Source organism: Streptomyces sp. 35G-GA-8 (assembly GCF_023534745.1).
Lineage (GTDB): Bacteria > Actinomycetota > Actinomycetes > Streptomycetales > Streptomycetaceae > Streptomyces.
This window is the reverse complement of record NZ_JAMHJQ010000005.1, coordinates 250373-254965: the sequence shown is the minus strand read 5'-3', so window position 1 is coordinate 254965 and position 4593 is coordinate 250373. Positions and strand designations below refer to the sequence as shown.

The window sequence follows — 4593 nt, the reverse complement described above, 5'->3', positions numbered from 1 at the left end:
ACGGCGGGGGCTCCGCGAGCCCCCGCGTCGAAGGCGGTTCCTTCACTCACGAGTGGGTTCCGCCACCGATGTCCATACGAAGTCCATACAGAGACTAGGGAATTTCCCACTGTCCGTCCTAGTGGAATGGGGTGGTCGGTCACCGGGCCGACAAGTGGCGGTCGGTGAGAGTGCGAGCCGGGTGACGTGAGTCGCCCGCCCGCTCTGTTGGGTAGGAGTGCCGCATGGAACGTTCGGTCGCGTCGGCGAGATCATGGCGCTCGCGGTGTGCCACGTCCCGTCAGGTTCCGCTGTCACCGGCCCGGAGGCCCGGACCGTCTCGCGGTCCGGATCGCTTGGCCCACCCCTAGGAGGATGCAACACATGACGACGTCCACCGAGGAGAGCCTTTGGGCGCGGTGCTTTCATCCAGCACCGGCCAGCTCGGAGCAACTCTTCTGTTTCCCCCACGCGGGTGGCTCGGCGTCTTTCTACTTCCCGGTCTCCGCGCAACTGTCTTCTGTGGCCGAGGTGTTCTCCGTGCAGTACCCCGGCCGTCAGGACCGGCGCAAGGAGACCAGCCCCGGTGATCTCGGGGTCATGGCCGATCAGATCTACGAGGCGCTGCGCAAACAGCTCCGCGCCCGGCCGACCACCTTCTTCGGGCACAGCATGGGCGCGACGATCGCCTTCGAGGTCGCGCGGCGGTTCGAGGCCGACGGCGGGGAGCTCTCCCATCTGTTCGCCTCCGGCCGGCGCGCCCCGTCGCGCCACCGGGACGAGCGTGTGCATCAGCGCGACGACGACGGTCTCGTCGCCGAGCTGAAGCTGCTGTCCGGTACGGATACGGCGCTGCTCGGCGACGAGGAGATCCTACGGATGATCCTCCCCGCGATCCGCAGTGACTATCGGGCCATTGAGACCTACCGCTGCGATCCAGCGACGAGGGTCCGGGTCCCGATCTCGGCGCTGACCGGCGACAACGACCCGAAGACCACGTTGGACGAGGCCGAGGACTGGCGTGGCCACACCACGGGAGCCTTTGACCTGAAGGTCTACCCCGGCGGGCACTTCTTCCTCAGTTCGCAGGCACCGGCGGTGATCGCGCTCCTGCGGACACATCTCGCCACTCGCGTCTGACCGCAGTCCGTCCGCCGAAACCACCGAGCCACCGAGCCACCGAAGATACTGAACGACCGACCTGTCCACGTCGTGCACCTCTGTGATCAGGGGCTCCGAATAGTCAATGACTTCTCGGAAGATCAACACCTTCGGGTGGTGTGTGGTTCCTGATGCGCTTCTGGCGCGAGTGGTGGCGCGGTCGTGCTCGCCGCTCTGGAAGAATGTCTTCTTGTTCGGTCATCCGGATCATCCGGTTATCCGGACATCCGGGTTTCCGGAGCGGTGTGCTGCCCGGAGAGCGGGTGGCTCTCCGGGCGGGCGTGCCACCAACTCCCGGACGGTGCAGTGGCGTCCAGCGGACAGTAGTGCTTGATCCAGTTCGCGCTGGGTAGTCCCCAAGTGCCGAAACGGGCCTCGTGGGCTTCGTGGGTTGCGGGATCTTGTGATCATGCGACTTCGCGCTGCCGATCGTGGAACGTTCAGCTGTTTTTCCGAGATGTGCGGGATGTTGCGGGACGCGTCGACGAGTCATCGCGTCTGTTGTGTCCCCCGAGAGGCGAGGAGACCAAGATGCTGGAACAGGCCGACCTCTCCGGTTTGTCCAGCAGTCTGGTCGGTCGCGCCCGTGAGCTGCGGGTGCTGAGCCGCCATGCCGAGGCCGCGCGCGCCGGACGCGCGGGACTGGTGATCCTTTCCGGCCCCGCGGGCATCGGGAAGACCAGTCTTCTGCGGGCGTTCCTCAGGAGCGATGCCTGCCGCAACATGGCTGTGCTGTACGGGGCGTGCGGCGAGGTCGCGGCGGGCGCGGGATACGGCGGCGTACGCGAGCTGTTCGGCTCGCTGGGGCTCAGCGGCGAGGACGCCAGGAACTCCCCGCTGCTGCGCGGTCTCGCACGTCGCGCGCTGCCCGCCCTCACGGCCGGCCCCTTCGAGCACGAGACGTTAGGCGCGTCCGCCACCTATCCGGTGCTCCACGGGCTGTACTGGCTCGCGGCGAATCTGATGGTGGACCGCCCGCTCGTGCTCGTACTGGACGATGTGCACTGGTGCGACGAACGCTCCCTGGGCTGGGTGGACTTCCTGCTGCGCCGCGCCGACGATCTGCCGCTGCTGGTGGTGCTCGCGCACCGCAGCGAGGCCGAGCCGGTCGCGCACTCCGCGCTGGCCGACATCGCCGCGCAGCGCCGGCCCGCCCTGATGCGGCTGGCTCCGCTCACGCGCGCGGCCGTCGGCGAGATGGCCCGGCAGATCTTCCAGGTGCCCGTCGAACCGTCCTTCACCGAGCGCGCCGCCGCCGTCTCCGGCGGCAACCCCCTGACGCTCAGCCGGCTCCTGGGCGAACTGCGCGCCGAGGGTGTGCGGCCCGACGAGAAGGGTGTTCGGAGAGTGGCCGAGGTGGGCGGCCAGGTGATCGCGTCCTCCGTGAGCGCGCTGCTGGACGATCAGCCGCTCTGGGTGCGTGAGGTGGCACGGGCCATCGCGGTCCTCGGTGAGGAGTCCCCCGATCTGGTCGGCATGCTCGCCGATGTGCCGCCGACGCTCGTCGCGGAAGGCGTTGTCGCCCTGCGGCGCGCCGAGGTGCTCGCGGCGGACCGCGCCGACCTGGTGCATGACGTGGTGCGCTCGGCCGTGCTGGCACCCCTCGGCGCCGAAGCGCTGGCCGGGCTGCGTACGAGAGCCGCCCTGCTGCTGAGCGACGCGGGCCGGCCCGCCGAGGAGGTCGCGGGCCGGCTCCTGCTGTTGCCCGCCCTGACGCAGTCGTGGATGCCGGCGGTGCTCCGTGACGCGGCCGTCCAGGCGGAGGGGCGCGGTGCCCCCGAGGCCGCGGTGCGCTATCTGCACCGCGTGCTGGAGGTGGAACCGGACAGCGTGCCGGTACGTATCCAGATGGCCACGTCCCTCGCGGAGATCAATCCGGCGGAGGCCATCCGGCTGCTGGAGGAGGCGCTGTCGCTGGCCGACGACCCGCGCGCCAGGGCGATGGTGGCCGTGCGGTACGGAATGGTCTGTCTGGCCGTTCAGCGCTCGCCCGCCGGCGTACGGGTCCTCGAAGCGGTCCTCGCGGAGCTGGAGGCCGCGTTGGGCCCCGGCCCCGATCCCGCCGACCGTGAACTGCGCACGCTCGTCGAGTCGGTCCTGCTGATCGTCGGGGCCGACGAGAAGGAGACGGTCTCGGCGGCCCTGGACCGGGCCGCGCGGCTGACCGCGCCTCCCGGTGATACGCCCGCCCAGCGCCAGATGCTCGCGATGATGACCGTACTGACCGCGATGGAGGGCCGCTCGGCGGAGCGGACGGTCGAACAGGCCCGCCGCGCGATGAGTTCACCCGGGGCCGAGCTGGAGAGCTGGCCGCTGCTCGCCTCGTCGTTCGCGCTCAGCCTCGCCGACGAGGTGGATGAGGCGGTGGACGCGCTGGACCGCATGCTCCAGCACAGCCAGGACAACGCCGCCGTCTGGTCCTTCGTCCTCGCGCTGTCCACCCGCGCTCTGGTGCTGCACGGCGCGGGCGCGTTCCCCGACGCCCTGGCCGACGCGCAGACCTCCATCGAGATCATCGGCGAGGAGAGATGGGGCGACGGCGCCGCGCTGCCCCAGATCGCGCTCGCGACGATGCTGGTGGAGCGGGGCGAGGCCGAGCGGGCCGAGGAGGTGCTCGGCGGTATCAAGCGGGGCGGCCTCGACCGCTTCGTCATCGAGTACCACTGGTCTCTGATGGCACGGGCCCGCGCCAGATCGGCGCTCGGCGACCGGGAGGCGGCGCTCGGTCTCTACCGCGAATGCGGCAGATCGCTGGCGGAGTCCCGGTTCAGCAATCCGGCGTTTCTGCCCTGGTGGTCCGAGGCGGCGTGTCTGCTCGCGGTCATGAACCGCGGCGACGAGGCCCGGGAGATGGCCGAGTACGGCGGCGAACTGGCCCGGCGATGGGGGACCCCGCGCGCCCTCGGGCTCGCCGCGCTCGCCCGTGGTGTGATCGCCCCCGGTGGCACGGGCATCGAACCGCTCATGGAATCGGTGCTCACCCTGGCCGGCTCGCCCGCCAGGGCGGAGCACGCCAACGCGGAATTCGTCCTCGGCCGCGCCCTGCTGAAGACCGGCGACCAGCGCGGCGCCCGTGAGCATCTGCGGACCGCCACCGACCTCGCCCAGCGCTGTGGGGCCCTGGCGCTCGCGGGGGTCGCCCGCAGGCTGCTGGTCACCGCCGGCGGCAGGATGCGGAAGATGAGCGCCTCACCGCTCGACATGCTCACCGGAATGGAACGCAGGGTGGCGGGCCTCGCCGCGGCGGGCGCCAGCAACCGCTCGATCGCGGAGACCCTGTTCGTCACGGTACGCACCATCGAAACACATCTGACCAGCGTGTACCGGAAACTGGGCGTGAGTGGGCGTACCGAACTGGGCGCCGTTCTGCGCACGCCCGACATCCCCGATGGGCAACCACCGGGCTGGGTATCCGAATCACGCTGGCGACGCTGAAGCGAACGGGGCGAGGCG

General features: G+C 70.3%; 2 protein-coding genes. Both read left to right on the top strand.

Annotated elements, in window-relative coordinates:
- Positions 1–363 precede the first annotated feature (363 nt).
- Positions 364–1119, top strand: a complete 756-nt coding sequence (locus tag M1203_RS13110; RefSeq protein ID WP_249949811.1) for a thioesterase II family protein — start codon at positions 364–366, stop codon at positions 1117–1119.
- 552 nt (positions 1120–1671) lie between these two features.
- Complete coding sequence (locus M1203_RS13105; RefSeq protein WP_249949810.1) at positions 1672–4575, top strand: AAA family ATPase; 2904 nt, start codon at positions 1672–1674, stop codon at positions 4573–4575.
- Positions 4576–4593 lie beyond the last annotated feature (18 nt).

Coding starts and splice junctions, on each gene's coding strand:
- M1203_RS13110 (WP_249949811.1), top strand. CDS start 364: ATGACGACGTCCACCGAGGAGAGCCTTTGGGCGCGGTGCTTTCATCCA.
- M1203_RS13105 (WP_249949810.1), top strand. CDS start 1,672: ATGCTGGAACAGGCCGACCTCTCCGGTTTGTCCAGCAGTCTGGTCGGT.